The organism is Helicobacter himalayensis (assembly GCF_001602095.1).
GTDB classification, from domain to species: domain Bacteria; phylum Campylobacterota; class Campylobacteria; order Campylobacterales; family Helicobacteraceae; genus Helicobacter_F; species Helicobacter_F himalayensis.
The window spans coordinates 360,348-381,435 of the sequence record NZ_CP014991.1 but is presented as its reverse complement, the minus strand read 5'-3'; the positions used below and the strand labels follow the sequence as shown (position 1 = coordinate 381,435).

Annotated in this window: 17 protein-coding genes; 4 read left to right on the top strand and 13 right to left on the bottom strand. The window is 40.8% G+C overall.

Annotated elements, in window-relative coordinates:
* Positions 1–34: 34 nt before the first annotated feature.
* Genes A3217_RS01835 through glyS form a run of 4 tightly spaced genes read right to left on the bottom strand, consistent with a single transcriptional unit; the run spans position 35 to position 6,740 of the window.
* Positions 35–544, bottom strand: a complete 510-nt coding sequence (locus A3217_RS01835; protein ID WP_066387232.1) for a hypothetical protein — start codon at positions 542–544, stop codon at positions 35–37.
* 9 nt (positions 545–553) lie between these two features.
* Positions 554–1,504: a 16S rRNA (cytosine(1402)-N(4))-methyltransferase RsmH gene (gene rsmH / locus A3217_RS01830; protein ID WP_082807840.1), complete on the bottom strand. Its 951-nt coding sequence runs from the start codon at positions 1,502–1,504 to the stop codon at positions 554–556.
* A gap of 24 nt (positions 1,505–1,528) precedes the next feature.
* Positions 1,529–4,576 carry an FAD-binding and (Fe-S)-binding domain-containing protein gene (locus A3217_RS01825; RefSeq protein WP_231860260.1) on the bottom strand — a complete coding sequence of 1,016 codons (3,048 nt, stop codon included), beginning with the start codon at positions 4,574–4,576 and terminating at the stop codon, positions 1,529–1,531.
* 22 nt (positions 4,577–4,598) lie between these two features.
* Positions 4,599–6,740, bottom strand: a complete 2,142-nt coding sequence (gene glyS / locus A3217_RS01820; protein WP_066387230.1) for a glycine--tRNA ligase subunit beta — start codon at positions 6,738–6,740, stop codon at positions 4,599–4,601.
* Positions 6,741–6,851: 111 nt separating this feature from the next.
* Here glyS and A3217_RS01815 point away from each other — a divergent pair, with 111 nt between their 5' ends.
* Entirely contained in the window at positions 6,852–7,631 is a 780-nt protein-coding gene (locus A3217_RS01815; RefSeq protein WP_231860259.1) for a hypothetical protein, read from the top strand.
* Between the two features lie 60 nt (positions 7,632–7,691).
* On the opposite strand, the gene A3217_RS01810 is transcribed toward A3217_RS01815, so the two are convergent.
* The 8 genes from A3217_RS01810 to A3217_RS01775 all read right to left on the bottom strand — a co-directional run bounded on the left by A3217_RS01810 (position 7,692) and on the right by A3217_RS01775 (position 15,556).
* Entirely contained in the window at positions 7,692–10,115 is a 2,424-nt protein-coding gene (locus A3217_RS01810) for a heavy metal translocating P-type ATPase (RefSeq protein ID WP_066387229.1), read from the bottom strand.
* 122 nt (positions 10,116–10,237) lie between these two features.
* Positions 10,238–11,266: a tryptophan--tRNA ligase gene (gene trpS / locus A3217_RS01805; RefSeq protein ID WP_066387228.1), complete on the bottom strand. Its 1,029-nt coding sequence runs from the start codon at positions 11,264–11,266 to the stop codon at positions 10,238–10,240.
* Between the two features lie 28 nt (positions 11,267–11,294).
* Positions 11,295–11,666 (bottom strand): holo-ACP synthase, encoded by a 372-nt coding sequence (gene acpS, locus A3217_RS01800; RefSeq protein ID WP_066387227.1) that lies wholly within the window; start codon positions 11,664–11,666, stop codon positions 11,295–11,297.
* 36 nt (positions 11,667–11,702) lie between these two features.
* Positions 11,703–12,260, bottom strand: a complete 558-nt coding sequence (fliL, locus tag A3217_RS01795; protein ID WP_066387224.1) for a flagellar basal body-associated protein FliL — start codon at positions 12,258–12,260, stop codon at positions 11,703–11,705.
* Positions 12,253–13,017, bottom strand: coding sequence for a 16S rRNA (guanine(966)-N(2))-methyltransferase RsmD (gene rsmD, locus A3217_RS01790; protein ID WP_082807839.1), 765 nt, complete (start codon positions 13,015–13,017; stop codon positions 12,253–12,255). The genes fliL and rsmD overlap by 8 nt, the downstream gene beginning before the upstream one ends.
* Entirely contained in the window at positions 13,017–13,334 is a 318-nt protein-coding gene (locus A3217_RS01785; protein ID WP_066387220.1) for a hypothetical protein, read from the bottom strand. Before A3217_RS01785 ends, rsmD begins: the two co-directional genes overlap by 1 nt.
* Before the next feature lie 80 nt (positions 13,335–13,414).
* Entirely contained in the window at positions 13,415–14,317 is a 903-nt protein-coding gene (prmC, locus tag A3217_RS01780; RefSeq protein ID WP_066387217.1) for a peptide chain release factor N(5)-glutamine methyltransferase, read from the bottom strand.
* The gene (locus A3217_RS01775; RefSeq protein WP_066387215.1) at positions 14,318–15,556 is read right to left on the bottom strand and encodes a M48 family metallopeptidase; all 1,239 of its coding nucleotides are present in this window, start codon (positions 15,554–15,556) and stop codon (positions 14,318–14,320) included.
* Positions 15,557–15,737: 181 nt separating this feature from the next.
* On the opposite strand from A3217_RS01775, the gene pyrG reads away from it, so the two are divergent.
* Genes pyrG through infB form a run of 3 tightly spaced genes read left to right on the top strand, consistent with a single transcriptional unit; the run spans position 15,738 to position 20,265 of the window.
* On the top strand, positions 15,738–17,414 hold the full coding sequence (gene pyrG / locus A3217_RS01765; RefSeq protein ID WP_066387208.1) for a glutamine hydrolyzing CTP synthase: 1,677 nt from the start codon (positions 15,738–15,740) through the stop codon (positions 17,412–17,414).
* 56 nt (positions 17,415–17,470) lie between these two features.
* The gene (locus A3217_RS01760; protein WP_066387206.1) at positions 17,471–17,704 is read left to right on the top strand and encodes a DUF448 domain-containing protein; all 234 of its coding nucleotides are present in this window, start codon (positions 17,471–17,473) and stop codon (positions 17,702–17,704) included.
* Positions 17,692–20,265, top strand: a complete 2,574-nt coding sequence (infB, locus tag A3217_RS01755) for a translation initiation factor IF-2 (protein WP_066387203.1) — start codon at positions 17,692–17,694, stop codon at positions 20,263–20,265. Before A3217_RS01760 ends, infB begins: the two co-directional genes overlap by 13 nt.
* 72 nt (positions 20,266–20,337) lie before the next feature.
* On the opposite strand, the gene A3217_RS01750 is transcribed toward infB, so the two are convergent.
* Complete coding sequence (locus A3217_RS01750; protein WP_066387198.1) at positions 20,338–21,048, bottom strand: triose-phosphate isomerase; 711 nt, start codon at positions 21,046–21,048, stop codon at positions 20,338–20,340.
* Positions 21,049–21,088 lie beyond the last annotated feature (40 nt).

Here is a 21,088-nt window from a genome sequence, read left to right as displayed (position 1 = left end):
CCTTTTGGGTAAATTAGGGCGCAATTGTAGCATATTATCGCGCAAGGTTGTCTAGCACGCCAAAAAGGAATTCTATATCCTCGCGTTCTCGGCGCAGTTTTTTATATTCTTCGCTTAGTATCTCGCGCGTTGTTTGCAAACTCGCAATCTCCTTACTAAGATAATAAATGCTATTTGCCAAATAAATTTTTGGAAAAAAAAGTGTTAGCACGCCAAAAAAAAGACAAAATCCCAAAACAAGCTCCCTAAGACTTAAACCATTATCATCTAAATCTTTTGCAAGAGCCTCTTTTATGGAATCTTGAGGGTTTTGGAGAGTTTGAAAATCCTTGAATTCTTGTGTGTTTGTTTGATTTTCTTTAGTTTGTGGAATGTGCAAGTTTTGAGAATCTGCAGATTCTAAGGCTTGTGTTTGTGGAATATGTAAATTTTGTGGCGCGTCTTTCAAACCCTGCTCTGTTGCATTATTTGCACCACTATTTAACGCGGAATCTAATGTGTTTTGACTTTGCAAATTTTCTAGTTTTAAATCGCGCACATCCATCATCACTCTTTATCGTCTAAATTCAAAAACGCGCATTTTAGCACTTCTCGCACGTTTGTTTAATAAAATTTCCTCGCTACTTGGCAAAATTGGCTTTTTGCTAGCAACGCCTAGCGCGTTATTGTTCCCACAAGTGCATTTCATCGCTTCTACTTCGCAAATACACTCCTTGCTCCATATTTTGAAGGTGTTTTTGATGATTCTATCCTCCAAAGAATGAAAGCTAATGATACAAAGCTTCGCACCTCTTAAAAACCCCTCATTATAGGTGTTTTTTATAGAATCTAGGAGCGCACTTAGCTGCCCCAATTCATCATTGACTTCAATTCTTAAGGCTTGAAAAGCTTGCGTGGCAGGATTTACACCTTTTTGACGTGAGACATATTGCGCTACAAAGGCACTAAATTCTTCCCCACTTTCAAAAGGCTTCTTGTCTCTACGCTCGATAATGGCGCGTGAAAGCTTTTTGGATTCTCTAATTTCGCCATATTCAAAAAAAATGCGCTCTAGCTCCAAAACATTATAAGTATTGAGAATCTCCCTAGCAGTGAGACTTTGCGCGGTATCCATACGCATATCAAGGTTGCTAGATTCAAAACTAAAGCCCCGCGATTTATCATCTAGGTGCATTGAGCTTACGCCAATATCTGCCAAAATCGCGCAAATCTCACTTTTTTGCTCTTTTGAAAGCTTTGTAAGCGCGCTCCCAAAGGGGCTTTGCAAAATCTCTATCCGTTTAGAATCGCTGTTTTTAATAAAATCACCCAGATTCTCACTCGCAAGCTTAATTGCGTGCAAATCCCTATCAACACCGATAATTTTGCTCCGCGGGTAGGCTTGCAAAATCGCCTTACTATGCCCGCCAAAGCCAAGTGTGCAGTCAAGCACAACGCCATTTTCAAACATACTTAAAAAATCAAACGCCTGCAAGACTTCATTTTTCAAAACGCTAATATGCACGCTTTGCCTTTATTTGCTCATAGTTTAGTGAAAATCTTGCGCACAAACACTATCAAGCAAATAGATAATATGTTGCCACGGGCGGTTGGTGGCATCACTTAGCCCGATTTCACAAGTGCTTGAGCTAGAGAAACAGCGCATTGTAGGCAGGGCATTAAAAAACTCTGCAAGCGGTTTTGTGGCTGAAATGTTGAGTTCAGGAGTGATAAAGCCCTTATTTCCTGCAAAGCCACAGCAATAAGTTTGCTCGTGCTCATAAATTTCCCCGCTCGTGCAAGCTTTGGCAATGTCTTTAATTGCGCTTGAAAAACCGCCTTTTTTAGCCGAACAAACAGCGTAGATTCCGATATTTTCGCTTATTTGTGTGATTTTTAGTCGCGGAAGGAGATTTTGGGCGACAAACACACTCATATCATACACGCGCAGATTTTCAAAACCTTGAAGCCCCTTAAGCTGGGAAATCACCTCACCACTGCACGCGCTATGGTCGCAGACAATGGGAATTGCGCCATTATGAGAATCCACGAGCAATTGTTGCAAAGTGCGCAATAGTGGGTTAATTTCAGGCGCTTTTTTGGTGTAATCCTTAAACGACTTGCCACAGCACATAGAATCTAGCGCGTGCGGGTAAATCACATTGACACCCGCCTTCGCACACAGACTTTCAAAAACTTCTTGGATACTTCGCGTATCGCTTGCTTGACGCGCAGGCGCAAAGGCGCGATTAAGACAGCTTGAAAAATAAAGCACGGATTCTATTCCTTTTAATGTATCGCCTTCGCGTTCATACTCGGCGTTTTTTGGTTGATTGGAATTTTTATTTCTATCACGCTGGTTGGGATTTATAGATTCTGCGCTTATCTGTGGATTTTGTGCTGTATTTTGCACTGCGTTTAGCTTAGATTCCAAAATATAGGTGTTTTTGCGTGGCATAAATTTTGGCACAATAGGCGTTTTTATCGCCCTATTTGCGCGCAGGCTTAGGTTTTTTAGCACATTTGCCCCAAGTAGCCCAGCGCTAAAATTTGCAATGCCAACGCCCCATTTTGCGACTTTCACCGCGCGGGGCATATTGTTTGCCACACTTTTGGCAATTTTTATTGCAAGCTTAGAAGCAGCGGCATTTTTATACTGCACAGCGATTTTTGCGCTATCAATCTCAAGCGGGCAAAGCGTGGAGCACATCGAACAAGTCGCACAGGTGCTAACACCAAAATAATCATATTCAGATTCTAACAAATCAAACTCTTCGCACTCTATCGGGGTTTTTGCACTCTTTGCTTTGAGGCGCTCTATCTCCCTATGAACAGCAATTCTTTGACGAGGAGTGAGCGTGATATTTTTACTCGGACACACTTTTTCACAGAATCCACACTCCATACACGCATTCATATAATCCTCGATTTTTTGCGTTGGCTTAAGATTCTTAATATGAATTTGTGGGTCAGCACAAATAATCACATCAGGATTAAAAAGATTCTTAGAATCAAAAATTTGCTTAATACGCTGGTTAAACTTATATGCCTTTTTGCCCCATTCTTGCTCGACAAAAGGTGCCATCATTCTGCCTGTGCCGTGCTCGGCTTTTGTGCTACCTTTCAGCTCCACAACAAGTGCTACCATAGAATCCATAAAGCGCGCAAAATTTTCTCGCTCGGTTTTATCGTCCAAAAGCGGCGTGATGATAAAATGCACATTCCCACTTAGCGCGTGTCCAAAGATTATGCCTTCAAAATCAAATTCCTTGAATAAGCGCGTTATGCCCTCAATCCCTTTTGCAAAATAATCAATCTCAAAGCAAATATCCTCTGTTATCACAGTCGCGCCATCGCGCTTTGTGGAAGCAGAAATGGGTAGCAAGCCTTTTCGCACTTTCCACCACTTTGCTTGGATCTTTGCATCAAAGCTAAAATTTAGCCCAAAAAGTGTGGGGATAGAATCTAGCTCTTTTTTAATATGCGCGATATTTTTCTCTAAAGTTTTTAGTTCATTAGATTCTAGTTGGATTAAGATACAACAATTACCTTCATTAACTTTTTTTATCTCTTCTGGCATACCTTCTAAATCCGCCACAGCTTTTAAACAAGCATAGTCCATAATTTCTGCCGCGCTTACAATAGAATCGTTTGCGCTTAAGACTTTAATCACCTTTGCTGCGAGTTGCAAATTTTCATAAAATAAAAGCGCACAGGCTTTGTGGGCAAAATCCGTAACGGCGAAATATTCCACGCGCGAAACAAAGCCAAGTGTGCCCTCCGCGCCGATAAAAATATGATTTAAAATATCTTTGATTTCATCAAAATCACTTAGCGCATTGAGGCTATAACCGGTGGTATTTTTTATTGCAAATTTACGATTAATCTCTTTTAAAAGCGCGCTATCACTTACAATTTCCTCGCGCAATTCTAGGATTTGTTTTAGCATACTTTTATGCGTGCGGGCAAATTCTGCGATATTTTTAGAATCTGAAGTATCCAAAATAAAGCCATCGTGCAAAATCACGCGCACGGATTTTATCGTTTGGTAGCTATTTTGTTTCACACCACAGCACATTCCGCTTGAATTATTTGAAAAGATTCCACCAATGGTGGCATTATTAATCGTTGCTGGATCAGGTCCTATTTTTTTACCAAAACCCTTAAGTGCGTTATTTGCTTCCACGCCTATTACACCACAATCACACCATATAGAATCTTCGTTTGCGCGGATATTTTGCCATTTATGCACGCAGACTACAAGCACACTATCGCTACACGCCTGCCCGCAAAGGCTCGTCCCAGCTCCGCGAAAAGTAAGTGGGATATTATATAAATTGCTAAGTGCGATAATTTCTTGCACTTCAAATTCTGTTGTTGGTTTTAAAACAAGCTTTGGGATATAGCGATAACAGGACGCATCAATGCCATAGGCAAAACGTTGCAAATAATTGCTAAAAATGCGGTATTGCCTTGTGCTATTTATTTCATCAAATAAAAACTCGCGACATTTTTCTTCAAAGCTAAGATAATCGCGCATTGGCGCGTTTATATCGTATTGAAAAGTTGTAAGATTTTGTTGTGTGGTTTTTGGCATCTTTTCTCCTTTAAAGGTTTAGCTAAATGGCAATTTGCGCAATATCTCCAACGCGTAAAAACTCCCTATACACGCTAAAAACAAGTGCTTTTCTATTGGTGGCGATTTGTGGATTTTTGTCATTAATAAGGACTTTATCAAAAAAAGATTCTAAAATATCTTTAAGCCCAAAAAGTGCGCTCACGCGTGCTTTGGTGCTTTCAAATTGCGTGTGCTGTATTTGGGTTAAGGCATTAAAAAGTGCTTGTTCCTGTGGCAAGCTAAAAAACTCTTGTTGCGGTGTTGAAAAATCCTGCGCGCTAGATTCTTTGCAAATATTTGCCACGCGTTTAAAAGTGCTTAAGAGTGCAGGCTTGTCAGTGCTTTCTTCAAAGACGCTATTTAGCGCATTTGCATTTGTCGTGAGGTTAAGAATATCACGCTCAAACGCGCCAGATTCACTTTGGGCATTCGCACTTGCGCGGAAAATTGAAGGATTTAGCTCAAGGTGAGATTCAAGCCTATCTAGGAAAAAATCCGCAATCTGCTCAACATTAAGTTTTTCAAACCCAAGCGCATAGCTTATATCACGCAAATCGCTTGAAAGATTGAAAGGAAGCTTGTAAAGTAAAATTATTTTTATCACGCCTAAAGCTGCGCGTCTAAGCGCGTAAGGATCTTTTGAACCGCTTGGAATCTTATTGATGCTAAAGAGTGAGAGAATATTATCAAGCTTGTAAGAAAGTGCGACAATAGCACTAAAGAGATTTGAAGGAAGCGCGGAATGCTCGGAATTTGGCAAATACTGCTCGCGCAATGCTTTTACAAGCAAAGCATCTTTTCCCTCACTTTGTGCGTAATAACTACCCATAATGCCTTGCAATTCTGGAAACTCCCCAACCATTTCGCTAAGTAAATCTGCCTTTGCTAAAGCAACAGATTCTTGTAAAAGCATAAAAAGGCGCTCATTCGTGTAATTTGTATTTTGAGTGGCAGATTCTATAAGTTGCACGCTAAATTTTTGCGCTAAAACTTGCGCTATTTTGCCCTCACGCAAGGATTTTTGCGCCAAAGTGCCTAAGCCCTCCACAAAAAGCACAGATTCTAAACCCTGTGCGTTTAGCCCGCGTTTCAAGTCATTTTCATAAAAAAACATCGCATCACTTAGACGCGCGCGCAAAACCTTTTCATTTCCTCTTATAATAAGCGAAGTATCCTTGCTCGTGGAATTTGACACCACAATAAAACCATTGAAAAGCGAATCTTCCTTATACAGCGCAAAATAGCGTTGATTTTCTTTCATCGAAGTGATAATAACTTCCTTTGGCAGACGCAAAAACTCCTTTTCAAAATATCCCAGCAAACTTTGCGGATATTCAGTAATTGCCACAATCTCTTCTAAAAGCTCACTATCAAGCTCGATATCGATATGATGCGCGGATTTTATAGCTTCAATTTGTGAGAGAATCTTTGCTTTGCGCTCATTTTGGTCTAAAATCACACAATTTTTTTGCAAAATCTCAAAATAATGCCCTATGTTTTTCACCTCTATTGCATTGTAGCCAAAGTCCCTGTGTGGGTAAGTTTGCGCGCTAGATTCCAATCCAAACACACACAAAGGTAGTGGTGCTTCTCCTAAAAACGCACAAATATTAACAATCGGGCGAATGAAGCCATTAAAATTTGACAATCTACTTGCCAAATCCCCCCAGCGCATACTTTTGCCAAAATGCAAGCTTTGCAAAAAATTATCAACCACATCTTGCATTAGCTCCTTTGTCGCTCTGCCTTGCAAAGTCTCTTTAAAATACAGCACTTCTTTACCATCTTTGAGCGCCTTACTTACTTTGTCCTTATCTCTTGTCGGGTCAAGGTTGTTTTTTGCAAAAAAGCTCAAACCCGCTTTGCTAAGATTGCCATCATTATCATAGGCGATATTTATAGGCGCGCCAAAGGATTCTATAATCTGCTCATTTGAAAAAAGCGCGAAATCTTCACAATAAAGCACAATGCGTCGTGGCGTGTAAAAAAGCTGTGTGTGTGATGTGGTGATATTTGCATTTTGCAAGGCATTTTGCCATTTTGTTAGAATCTGTGGAAGCTCTTTTAAAAATGGCTTAGCTGGAAGTTCTTGGGTGAGAATCTCAAGTAAAAAAGCTGTGGTATTTGTAGTCGCAGTCTGCAAAAACAATCCTTTTTTGTAAAATTTGGCTAGAATTCTAACACGCAAAGCATTAGGATGTGTTAAAGGATTCTTATAAAACTCTCAAAATCCTCTAAAATTTAAGGATATATTTTGAAAAAAATTTCTTTTTTGCTTCTTTTTTGCACGAGCTTATATGCACTCCCTTTACATAAAATCGAGGGCAAATGCGTGCAACCAAAAGATTTTAGCAAAACCCAAAAGCAAGTGATTTTAAAAGCCTTTAAGTATGGCTTGCCTAGTGGCTATGCATACACAATGGCGGCTATTGCGTGGAAAGAATCTTGCGCGGGCGAATATAAGGTGAATTTTGCCGATCCGAGTGCTGGGATTTATCACGCGCATATCCCGGGCGTGATAAAAAAAAATAAGCAAAAAGACACAAGCTTTATGCGCAATATGGTGGGTGAGCTACTTATACGCGATGATGATTACGCCTCGCAAGTGGCACTTGATGAGTTGTTGTATTGGGGCAAAGTGCGTGATTGGCATTGGCAGCAAGTGGTGAAATCCTATAACAAAGGCTTTAGCTGGGAAAAGGATAAAGAGCGTGACAAAATGGCGCAGGAATATTTTGAAGATATTGCAAAACGCGTAAGAATTTTGCAAGAATATATGCCAAAGGTGGCAAGCACGCTCAATAAACAGGCGCTAAAAAAGGATCACGCGATTATTTTCCTTGAAAATTCCAAGCAAAATGCGATGCTTTTGCGTCAAGTGCCGATACGAAAAGGCGGGACAGATTCTATCATTTCCACACCCACAGCACCCAAAAATCTACCAAAACCCACAACCCAAACACCTGCAAAAACTAAGAATCCACAAAAAGCACTCAACCCAAATACAAAAGAATTTTTCCTTTTGCAAGAATAAAATGTGAGGAAGGTGTGAGATAAGCCACCCTTAATGCACGCTTGAAAAATAAATGCACGCTTATTTGATACGCAATGAATTTAGCACAACAAGAAGCGAGCTTAAGCTCATTGAAAGTGCAGCAAAAAGCGGAATCACAAGCCCAGCAAACGCTATTGGGATAGTCAGCGCATTATACAAGATACTTAGCCCGATATTTTGCTTGATACATAAAAATGTGCGCTTTGCCAGCCTAAAGGCACTTTGCAGGCTTTCTAAACTATCATTTAAAATCACCACATCACTGCTTAAAAGCGCAATGTCACTGCCCCCGCCCATACTTATGGCAATATCGCTTTTACTTAGCGCCAGCGCGTCATTTATGCCATCACCTGCCATCACAACATTCATACCTTTACTTTTAAGATTCTCAATAAATGCGCCTTTTTGCAATGGTGAGGCGCCGGCTTGATACTGCGCGATATTAAGAGAGAGCGCACACTCTTTCACGCTTTGCTCCCTATCGCCACTTAGTAAAATCGTCTCACAGCCCTGCGTGTGCAAATAGGAAATAAGCTCCTTCGCACCACTTTTTAGAGAATCCCTAAGCTCAAAAACACCAACAAGTCTAGAATCTATCCCAAAACCAAAAAGCATTCCAGAGCCAAGATTAAGCCCCTCTCGCGCGATTTCAACACCCTCAGATTCTAAAAATTCCAAACTCCCCCCAACAAGCTTTTTCCCCTCACAATACGCCTTAATACCCTTAGAATCCACCTGCACAAAATCCTCTAAGACTGCCTTCAAGCCCTCTTTAGATTCTCTTTTTTCAAGGTAATTTTTCACGCCCACAGAAATGGGGTGCTTGCTTTGTGAAACAAGCGCATACAAAAGCTTCAAATCCTCTTTTTGCAATTCCCCAAAAAGCGCTTCTACTTGCGGATTTCCACAAGTAAGCGTGCCTGTTTTGTCAAACACTACGACATTTGCCTTTGCAAGAATCTCCAAAAAACTTGCCTGCTTAAAAATAATATGCTTTTTGTAAGATTGCATAATGCCAACCACGCTCGCAAGCGGTGTAGCAAGCGCCAAAGCACAAGGACACGCGATAATAATCACAGAAATAGCAATAATAAGCGCGCGCTCCACACTCACCCCGCCCAAAAAATACCAGCCCAAAAAGCACAGCAGCGCGATAAAAAGCACGGCGCGTGAAAAATTTTGCGAAATGCTATTAGCGAGATTTTGGATTCTGGGTTTGTGGCTTAGACTTTCCTCCACAAGACGCATAACCTTACTCATAAGGCTATCTTCAAAGCTTTTTTGTGCTTTGTAGAGAATCTTATGATTAAGATTGATAAATCCCGAGCTTAGCTCCTCGCCCCTGTATCTTGTAAGCGGCAAACTCTCGCCGTTAATGGCTTTTGTATCAAAAATACCAATATCTGAAAGAAGCACAGAATCTAATGCGATTTTTTCCCCCGGCAGTGCTAAAATCACATCGCCAATTGCCACTTCCTCGGGCTTTTTAAGGATTAGACTTTGCTCATCGCCATTTTCACACACACTCAAAGTTTGAGGCAAAAACGCGTGCAATTTATCCAAACTCTCCCCAGCGCCTTTCCTCGCGCGTATTTCTAAAAATTTCCCAACTAAAACAAAGGTAAGAATCATACTCACAGATTCAAAGTAAGTTTCCCCACTATGCGTGATTGCAGCATAAATAGAATAAAAAAATGTAAGTGTCGCGCCAACGCTTACTAGCAAATCCATTCCAATAAAGCCGTTTTTCAACCCAAAATACGCGCCTTTATAAAACACAAAGCCAGAAAAAATCAGCGTCAAAAGGCAAAGCACAAACGAAGCAAGGTTCAAAATATCTTTCACCTCATCACTCATACCCAAAAAATACCCGCTATACTGCGCTATGGCAATCCACATAATATTCATCGTGGCAAAAAGCGCAACAATAATGCGTATGTAATATTCGCGCAAATGCGCTTTGTCGCGCGACTCCTGCAAGCTAGGATCATAGGCGTAGGCATCATAGCCAATGGATCGGATAAGCGTGATAATTTGAGACAGGGAGACCTGCGTATTATCCCAAGTGAGAAGAAGCTTATTGTTGGTGTAGTTAATCGTGGCATTTTTAATGCCTTTTTGGTTATTCAAAATCCGCTCATTGAGCCACACACACGCCGCGCAATGGATATGCTCCAAAATAAGTGAGCAAGAAAAACTTCCATCTTTATTGACGCGGATATATTTTTCCTTAAATCCCGCAGATTCAAAAAAGCCTAAATCCTCTGTGTTGGCATCTTTTGGAGGATTAAGCGTAGTTGTGCCAAGCTTAGAATAAAAGCTTTGTAATTTTGCTTTTTGCAATAAAAAATACACGCCTTCGCACCCATTACAGCAAAAATACAATTCCTCATCTTCTGCCACAACTTTTTTTAACGCGCGCTCATCATAGCTTAAATGGCAGTGGCTGCATTGTCGTTGCACGGCTAAAATCCTTTAATCTTTGTAGCTTGATAAATCAGCGGGTATTATAACTTGAAAGCATTGTAGAATCTAAAATTTTAACTTTGGATTCTATCGCGCTGATGAAACCTTATAAGTAGAATCTACACCAATCCCACAAGCGTTTTTACCTGCGTATAGGTATCGCGGGCGATGATGCGCACACGCTCTGCACTAGAATCTAAAATCTGCTCGATATAGCCTTTTTCTGCCACAAGACGCGTGTATTCCTCTCTTATCCCACGCAGAGATTCTATCAATACCTCTGCTAAATGTGTTTTTAGCACGCCATAGCCTGCGCCTGCAAATTCCTGCTCGATTGCCTCGCGTGATTTACCACTAAAAATTTCATAAATACATAAAAGATTGTAAAGTCCTGCGCGCGCTGGGTCAAAGACAATGCCACTTTGAGAATCTGTCACGGCCTTTTTACATTTGCGTGTAATAATTTCTGGGCTATCAAGCAAGAAAATCGCGTGATTTTCACCTTCGGCGGATTTGCTCATTTTAGATTCTGGATTATCAAAGCCCATAACACGCGCACCTACTTTTGGAATAAGCGGTTTTGGAATCTTAAAGCATTCCCCAAAATCACGATTAAAGCGCTCTGCCACATCGCGCGTAAGCTCTAGGTGCTGCTTTTGGTCCTCGCCCACCGGCACAAAATCGGCTTGATAGAGCAAAATATCCGCCGCCATTAAGGCAGGATAGTTGAAAAGCCCGACATTGATATTTTTTGGATTCTTACTTGACTTGTCCTTAAACTGCGTCATACGACTCATATCACCCATAGGAATATTACAATCCAAAATCCACGCAAGCGCGGCGTGCTCATCAATCTGGCTTTGGATAAAAAGGTTGGATTTTTGCATATCAATACCACACGCTAAAAGCATCGCTGCTAACTCATAGGTCTTTGCGCGCAGGGTTTGTGGATCTTGACGCGTGGTAATGGCGTGAGAATTCACCACACAAAAAATATTTTCATACAAATCTTGAGAATCCACCCAATTTTTCACCGCACCCAAATAATTGCCCAAATGTATATTGCCCGTTGGCTGGATACCAGAAAACACACGAGGTTTGCGCGAGGTTTGAGTTTGAGAGGTTTGAGAATTCTTAGAAACACTCATAAAAAAATCCTTTATTTTGCAATGTTTGTTATCTAAGTATCACGCACGCAATGGCAAATTCCCTCTCGTGTGTGATACTTAGCGCGATATATGAAAAATGCTTTTGTGTTTGAAAATTACAGAGTTTTTGCGCATTTAATGCGATATGTGGCGCGCCTTTAGAATCTAGGCTAATACTCATATCCAAAAATCCAAGCTCCTTGCCAATCCCACAACCAAAAGCCTTGCTAAGTGCTTCTTTAGCCGCCCAAAATCCTGCTAAACGATGATAATTAAGAGATTGCTTTTTGACACAAAGCGCGATTTCATCATTTGACAAAAAGCGTTGCATTGCCCTAGCACCAAATTTTTCCACAAACTCACGCATTCTAGGAATGCTCATCACATCAATGCCTAACACTTCATTAAGCCCTTAAACCACACCAATCTGCCAATTTTAACCAATAAGGAAACTTGTAAAAAAGATATTTTTAATGCTACCATCGATGAGAAATTCATTGAGTCTTTGGACAATTTCATCTTTTAAGCGATTTTTGCCCTTTGTGGTGGCGACTTCTTCAAACGACTTTGATGCGAGGATTTCAATAATCGCATCAGTTAGCATTGGAAGCTTTGATTCTATCTCTGGCTGTGTTTCTGGCTTGTCAAGCTCGAGGTTTATTTTTGTGATGAGGACTTTTTTACCCGTTTGTGTCATCAGATTAACGCGAAATTCCTCCGCAATAGGAAAAATAGGTCCAACTTTTGCGTAATCAGTTGCGCGCGCGGTCACGGTGTTGCCAACGACAATTTTTGGCGTTTGTGGTTGGGCTGTCTGCTGGACTTGGGGTTGCTGAGGCTTAGCTTCATTGTCTTTTGAGGTTACAAATACAAGCGCGATAATCACCGCTAGCAACAAAATAAGCAAAACGCCAACGCCAATAATCACAAATAAAATCGTCTTGTTTTTCTTGTTTTCTGCGCTAGCTTGGGTGTTTTCTTGTTCTTCAGCCATAAGATTCTCCTTGTGTGTTTAAAAAATACGATATCGTGCTTTTCCCAAATTTTTTGTGTTTTATTTTAACAAAATTTCCAAGATTTTGAGGAATTTCCGCCCCGCTCATTCCCTCAAACGCGCAGAGAAAAATATGCGGATTTTCAAGTTGCGCGATAAACTCAAAACAACGCACATACATATCTTCCATACCAGCGCGCACAAAAAACGGTGGATCAAGATAAAGAATGCTTTTGTTTTGCAAATGCGCTAAATTGGCGCTAGAAGTGAAAAAATCCTGCACAAAAACTTCAAATTGTAATGCGCTGCAACGCACCTTTGCACGCGCGAGATTATGAGAGAGAATCTGCGCGTTTTTGGAATTAGATTCAAAAAATAGCGCTTCTTTTGCGCCGTGGCTAAGTGCCTCTATCCCCATAGAACCACTTCCGCCAAAGGCTTCAATAAAGCTAACTCCTTGAATCTGCACACCGATGGAATTAAAAAAAGATTCTCTTATAATAGCTTTGGTTGGGCGGGTTTTGGATTTTTGCTGGATAAAAGGAAATTCTAATTTGAAACCTTTGAGAATCCCACTATTTATGCGGATAGCTGGAATTTTAGATTCTATTCCTTTCAATGTATCACCGAAGCGGTTGGGAATTTTGCTTCGACTCCGCTTCGCGTTCATATTCAACCTTTTTTGCTTACCAAGATTCTGTGGATTCTCTAACGTTGTTTGGGATTTCTTGGAATCTATTGTGCGTGGCTTTTGCATTAACGTTGTAAAAGGGCGATGAGTTTTTTGGTGTATTCTTGCATAAGCACTTCTACTTCACTTTGCAATGTTGAACTTGCAAGCTTAAGGCAATGTGTGTTGTAGAAAGCTTTTAAGCTTTGCATAAGGCTTTGTGGTGTGAAAGGTTGCAAAATATCGCAATCCTTGCTTCCTAATAGACAAAGTGGCTTTAGCGTGGGCTTTGTGGTGTCGCTTAGGATAAAATCACTTTGCGCCTCCTCGCAAATATAGTCTTTCAAAAAATATTCTAATGTGCTTTGAAGAAGAATATTTTCGCATTGTAGGGAAATTTTCATTTGCATTCCTTAGATTCAAAGTATGCGGGGATTTTAGCATTTTTTGTGCCTTTATGTTTTTTAAGATATGCTTAAAGATTTTAAAAAAATTCTAACACAAAGCCCCTATCAAGCCCGCTTAAATCCTTATAAAATTCTAGCTTTTTATGTGCAATGTGTGCAATAAACGCGCTTAAAAATGCCTTTTGGTCATACCCCATTTCACACACTAGCACCCTAGCACCCACACGCTTAGATTCTAAAATCAACGCTTCTAAAATCTCACTGCCCCTCTCCCCACCAAAAAGCGCATTTTGTGGCTCGAACAAAAGAGGTGTGCTTAGGGGGTAATCATTTGCGATATAAGGTGGATTTGAAACAATAAGCGCACCTTTGAGCTTTTGTACGCCAAGATTTGTAAGAAAAGGCTCTAGCAGCGAGCCATAAAAAAGCGTAATTTGAGAATCTAGCCCAAAATGCGCGCTATTTTTCGCGCTTAAGGCAAGGGCTTTTTGGTTAATATCGCTTGCATAGATTCTAAGCTTTGGGTTTAAGCGCGCAAGGGTGAGCGCGATAATGCCAGAACCAACACCAACCTCAAAGATTTCTGCTTCAAGAATCTCTTGCATTTGAGTTTGCATAAGCAATGCCTGCACTTTATTGATGAGAATCTCGCTTTCAGGACGCGGGATAAGCACGCCAGATTCTATAAAAAACTCCTCACCATAAAAGCTTACTTTTCCTGTAAGGTATTCGATAGGTTCGCCATTTGCGCGTCTATTGATAAGCGCAAAAAATTCATTTTCTTGTTTCTTTGAAAGGAGCTTTTCTCCAAATGTATGCAAAAAGATTCTCTCTTGCCCTAAAACATAGCTTAATAAAAGTTCAGATTCTAAGCTTACGCGAGGTTTTGGTAGCGCAGGATTTAGAGAAAAGTCTTTTTTGACAAAAGGTGCGTTGTTTAAAAGCACCTTAGCCTTTTGAAGCGCGTAGGCAATAGTCATTTATAGAGCTTGCGCCTTTGTATTCTCGTAGTTTGCGCTCACTTCATAATCAAGTGCCTTTAAGCGCTCCAAAAGTGGCGGGTGTGAGTAATAAAAAAAGATATACAAAGGGTGTGAGCTAGGAAATTCTTTATTTTCATTCACCAAGCGCACAAGCGCATTTGCAAGGTGATTTTTGGAAGATAGACTCGCGCCAAAAGCATCAGCACCATATTCTGCCTTGCGTGAAAAATATCCCATAATCGGCAAAAACCAAAACGACAGCACAGGCTCTAGCAAAAGTAACAGGCTTAACGTGCCTGCGCTATTTTGAGGCAAAGCACTTTGGGTGTAAAAAAGCGTAGGAAAATGCGAGGCAATAAAAAAAAGTACAAACAAAAAGCTCCCAGCGATAAAGATGTTTTTCAAAATATCTTTATGTTTGAAATGCCCCAGCTCGTGTCCTAAAATCGCTAAAAGTCCATCTTTGCTAATCTTATCGAGCAATGTATCAAAAAGCACCACGCGCTTTGTCCTACCAATGCCCCCAAAATACGCATTTAAACGCCCATCTCTTTTGCTCGCATCCATCACAAACACGCCAGAGCTTTTAAAGCCAACTTGCAAGAGCAAAGATTCTATGCGATTTTTTAGCTCAATATCTTCTAATGGCGCAAATTTATTAAAAAGTGGCGCGATGAGCGTGGGATAAATGGCATTTGCCACTATCACAATGGCAAACACAAGACAGAATCCAGCTATCCACCAATATTCAAAATTCTCAATCACCCACAATAATCCATAAAAAATCGCCCCACCAATGAGAATCCCAAGCACACTAGATTTTAACAAATCCATAAAAAAGAGTCCAACACTTTGCTTACAAAATCCATATTTTTTATCAATACCAAAGGTTTGATACATTGAGAGTGGAAGCTTAATAAGTGCGCTTAGTAAAAAAAGAAGCAAAAGGAAAATGACACTTTGTAAATAAAAATTTAGCCCAAAAGCACTAAGATACACCCAAAGTGCACCAAGTCCAAAGCTAATCCACGCACAAAACACCACTGCATCGATGATTTTTTCTATGATTCTAAGGCGCAGATTTGCTAGCGCATAATATCCGGCTTTTAAATAATCCTTAGAATCCAACAAAATAGCTTCTTTGGTGAGAGCCTTTTTAATATGCGTGTATTGCAAAAGCGCTAAGACAAGACTAGGCAAACTATACAGCAATAAAAATAAAGCAATTAATAGCATACTATTTGCTCCTTGAAATGTGTTGTGAAAATTGAAAGAATACATAAAGGCGCAATCTTACAAACTAAAAAATACAAAGTAGTAAATAATCTCATTGTAAAAGTAGAGAAATTCAAGGAATTTATAGAATTTGCGCTTTATAATTACGCAAATTTTTTAAGGTTAAATCAAAGGCAAAATGATGAAAAATCCATCTCATATAGAATCTAGCTCTAAAAAAGAAGTGAAATATATCTTTGTAACTGGTGGTGTTTTAAGCTCACTTGGCAAAGGAATTACCTCATCTTCACTTGCGACACTTTTGCAGCATAGCGGTTTTAATGTGAGTATTTTAAAGATTGACCCTTATATCAATGTCGATCCGGGCACAATGAGTCCGCTAGAGCACGGCGAAGTGTTTGTCACAAGCGATGGTGCAGAGACAGATTTAGACATAGGGCATTATGAGCGCTTCTTAAATAAGAATTTTTACAAGACAAATAACTTCACCACTGGGCAGGTGTATCTTTCAGTTATTGAAAATGAGCGCAAGGGCAAATATTTAGGCAAAACAATCCAAATCGTCCCGCATATCGTTGATGAGATAAAACACAGAATCCGCCTTGCAGGAGTCAATCAAGCCGATGGAAGCGCGTATGATTTTCTCATTGTCGAGCTTGGTGGTACCGTTGGCGATATGGAGGGAATGCCGTATTTAGAAGCGATGCGACAAATGAAGCACGAGTTAGGATTAAAGCACGTTGTGAGCGTACATGTAACGCTTATCCCACTTGTGCGCGCCGCGGGTGAATTAAAGACAAAGCCAACGCAGCATAGCGTGCAAGAATTGCGCAGGATTGGGATTTCACCGCAGATTCTCGTAGCGCGCAGTGAAAAAATGCTAAGCATTGAGCTTAAACGCAAACTCGCACTAAGTTGCGATGTCGATGATGATAGCGTGATTGTGGCAAAAGATTCTCAAAGCATTTATCAATGCCCGCTAGATTTTTTACAAGAAGGTATTTTAGTGCCACTTGCGCGCATTTTTGGCTTGGGAGAACTAAGCCCAAATATGGACGAATGGGATATGCTTGTAAAAAAAATCATCTCACCAAAAGATACCATAACCATTGGCTTTGTGGGCAAATATCTCTCTTTAAAAGAATCTTACAAATCCCTAACTGAGGCACTAATCCACGCTGGAGCAAATACAAATACGAGGGTAAATATCAGGTGGATTGATAGTGAATTGCTAGAAGATGATATAAGCATTTTAGATGAAGTGGATTCTATCCTTATCCCTGGGGGATTTGGGGAACGCGGGATTGAAGGGAAGTTACACGCGATTACCTATGCGAGGGAAAATAAAGTCCCTTTGCTTGGAATCTGCCTTGGTATGCAGCTTAGTATTATCGAATATGCGCGCAATGTGCTAGGTATCAAGGAGGCAAATTCCAGCGAATTCGACAAAGATACAAAAGAGCCTGTGATTTATCTAATCGAAGATTTTATAGATTCTCAAGGAAACAAACAACTCAGAACGCATACTTCGCCTATGGGAGGCACAATGCGTTTGGGAGAATATGAATGCAGGATTAAAAAAGGTACAAAACTTTATGATGCTTATAAGCAAGAGCTTATCAAAGAACGACATCGTCATCGCTATGAGGCAAATCCAGCGTATAAAGAAGCCTTGCAAAAGGCAGGGCTTATCATAAGCGGGGAAAGCAATGGGCTCATTGAAGCTATCGAGCTAGAAAATCACCCGTGGTTTGTCGCGGTGCAATTTCACCCAGAATTTACCTCAAGGCTCAAAAATCCAAACCCAATAATTTTAGAATTTCTCAAGCAAGCGCTAGCCCACAAGCGCATACGATAGATTCTCTAAACTTAAGGTATTAGAAATACATTTGCAAAGGGAGGAATTTTGGTATAATGCGCAATCCAAAGCAGACGAGAATGTGTATTGCTTGTAGAAAACGCTTCCACCAAAGCTTGATTTTGCGTCTTCAAGCTAGAGAAGCTGTGCTGTGCGTCTTTAGCGGGAGTGGCAGGAGCTTTTATGTATGCAAGGAATGTCAAACAAACCCAAAAACATTAAGAAGTATTACAAAGCGCTATAAGATTTTGGAAGTTTCAGAAGGAGTAAATACAATATGGAAAAAATAAGAATAAGCGAGGTCGCAAAAGAATGCGCTAAAACACCAAAAGAGGCGCTTGAAAAAGCCCTACAAATGGGATTGAAAGTAAAATCCGTCTCTTCAAGTGTCACGCAAGAAGAAGCTGGTATGCTGTATCAATTTCTCACAACCGGCAAAAATCCAATCCCTCAAAAAGAAGAATTAAAAGCACCCAAGAAAACCACAAAATCTAAAGACGCCAAAGAAAAAGCACCCAAGAAAACCACAACAAAAAAATCCACTAAAACACAAGAAAAAGCCCAAAATGAGTCACAAGCTGCAGAACTAAACACACAAAATACTGCGCCACAAAATCAAACACAAGAAATCACAGAATTAAAAATGCCAATGCCTAAAAAGGGCTTGCGTATCGTGCGCAAAAACGAACAAGAGGAAAAGCCCGCTACTACGCCAAAAAGCAAAACCTCGCAGGTGTTGAGCGCGAGGGAATTATTCGCTCAAACACAAGATGAGGGATACAGCAGAACCAAGCCCAAAAAAGCCACAATCAAACCAAAGACCGCGCCAAAGCACATTTCTCAGCAAAAAATGGATATTTTGGAGGATAGAAAATTTAACTTCGAGCACGATTATGACGAAGAGCAAGATGAAATCGTGCTTTTTGACTTAAACGAACAAGAAATGCGCGATGAGGAAGAAGAAAACAGAATCAAACAAGCCATCACCGAAAGAGTGCAAGTCCATCGCAAAAGCCCGTGGATGAGTGAAGGCTCAATCAAACGCGGTGGTAGAAATAAGAAAAAATACACACCAAAAGAAAGCGCAAAGGAGCTAAAAAGCGTTATTGCAATCCCTGAAGAAGTGCGTGTGTATGAGTTTGCGGATTTAAGCGGGAGAGAGCTAAAAGATGTCATCAAAGTGCTTTTCAATCTCGGCGTAATGGCAACAAAAAACGACTTTTTGGATAAAGATTCCATAGAGATTTTGGCTGAAGAGTTTAAGATTCAAGTAGAGATTGTGGAGGATAAAAGCGAGCTGGAGGAAATTTACCAAGAACAGAATAAGGAGTTTGCACCAAGAGAGCGCCCGGCGGTGATCACCATTATGGGACATGTGGATCACGGAAAAACTTCTTTGCTTGATTATATTCGCAACTCGCGCATTGCCGCTAAAGAATCTGGCGGCATTACACAGCATATCGGTGCGTATATGGTGGAAAAAAATGGCAAGATGATGAGCTTTATTGACACGCCCGGACATGAGGCTTTCACAAGTATGCGAAGTCGTGGCGCGCAGGTAACAGATATAGCAATCATCGTCATTGCTGCAGATGATGGCGTGAAGCCCCAAACTATCGAGGCACTCAATCATGCAAAGGCTGCAAATGTGCAAATCATCATCGCGATGAATAAAATAGATAAAGAAAACGCTAATCCCGATAAACTCAAAGCCGAGTGCGCGGAGCTTGGATTTACGCCAAATGAGTGGGGTGGGGAATATGAGTTTATCCCTATTTCTGCAAAGACTGGCGAGGGCGTGGATTCTTTACTTGAAACAATCCTTATACAAGCTGAAGTCCTAGAGCTCAAAGCCCCAAGTGAAGGCAAAGCAAAGGCTGTGGTGCTGGAAGGAAGTTTGGAAAAAGGACGCGGTCCCGTGGCAACAATCATCGTGCAAAGCGGCACGCTCAAAGTCGGAGATTCTATCGTAGCAGGCACAGCATTTGGGAGAATCCGCGCAATGAGCGATGATATGGGAAAAAATATCAATGCGCTCACGCCTTCTTTTGTCGCGCAAATTGTTGGCTTATCTGAAGTGCCTGATGCTGGAAGCGCGCTTATTGCGGTAGATTCTGACACGCAAGCAAGAGAGTTTGCACAGAAACGCGCGCTTTATTTGCGCCAAAAAGAGCTAAGCAAAAGCACCAAAGTTACCTTTGAGGAACTCGGCGATATGGTCGCACAAGGCAATCTTAAAACTCTTCCGCTTATCATCAAAGCTGATACACAGGGAAGTTTGGAGGCGATTAAATCAAGCTTAGAAAAACTTAGCAATGATGAAGTGCGTGTCAATATCATCAGCTTTGGTGTTGGTGGCGTGAGTGAAAGCGATATTGACTTGTGTGCCACTAAGCAAAACTGCCTTATTTTGGGCTTTAATATCCGCCCAACCGGAAGTGTGAAAGCTAAGGCAAAAGAGCTTGGCGTGGAGATTAAGACTTATTCAGTCATTTATGCGTTGCTTGATGAGATAAAAGGGCTTTTAAGCGGGCTTATGTCGCCGGTGATTCAAGAGGAAAACACTGGGCAAGCACAAGTGCGCGAAACCTTCAACATTCCAAAAGTTGGTGTTGTGGCGGGTTGTATGGTGGTTGAAGGCACAATACAACGTGGAATCAAAGTGCGCCTTATCCGCGATGGCGTGGTCGTGCATACGGGGCAAATCACCTCACTTAAGCGCTTTAAAGATGACGCAAAAGAAGTTAGCAAGGGCTATGAATGTGGTATTATGTTAGAAAATTTCAATGATATAAAAGTGGGTGATGTCTTTGAGACCTTTAGAGAAATCCACACACAGGCAAAAATTTAAGGCTTAATCACTGCGCTTAGCCCGCGCACAACTCTGCTTTAATCAACCCTTTTAAGAATCTAGTCTAGATTCTTAAAAAGCAGAATCTATAATTTGCAAAAACTTTTCTTTCTCTAAGCTCGCACTTCCTACCAGCACACCATCGACATTTGGTAAAGACAAAATATCTTTTGCATTTTTTTCATTCACACTGCCACCATAGAGCAATGGAGCGCTTGAAAAGCTACGCAGGATTTTATGCGTGTCTTGTATCTCTTTGAGACTTGCGCTCACGCCCGTGCCTATCGCCCAAATAGGCTCATACGCAATAATAAGATTTTTATGCTTCACATCGATGCCTTCAAACTGGCTTTGCAAAAATTCCGCAACTTTCCCACTTTGGCGCACTTCCAAACTTTCGCCAATGCAGTAGAAAATAGTAAAGTTTCTTTCTTTGAAAAATGCAAACTTTTGCGCCACATTTTTTTGATTTTCATAAAAAAGAGTTCTGCGCTCGCTATGCCCGATAAGAATGGTGTTAATACCAAATTCCGCCAATTGCTCCAAGCCGATTTCACCCGTAAATGCACCATTTTGCGCGTTTGTGGCATTTTGCGCGCCGATTGTGAGAGTGCTAAATTTATTTTCAAGCAAAGCGCTTTGATTGGGGAATACCGCGACACGTGCGGATTCTGCCCTGAAATCCCTAGCCAAAGCAGAATCTAGATTTTCAATATAGCTTTTTGTCTGCGCGCGCGTGAGATTGCATTTAAAATTAGCTGCGACGATTTTTGTTTGTCCCATATTTTCCCCTTATTTTTTTATATTATTACACAAAAGCGCT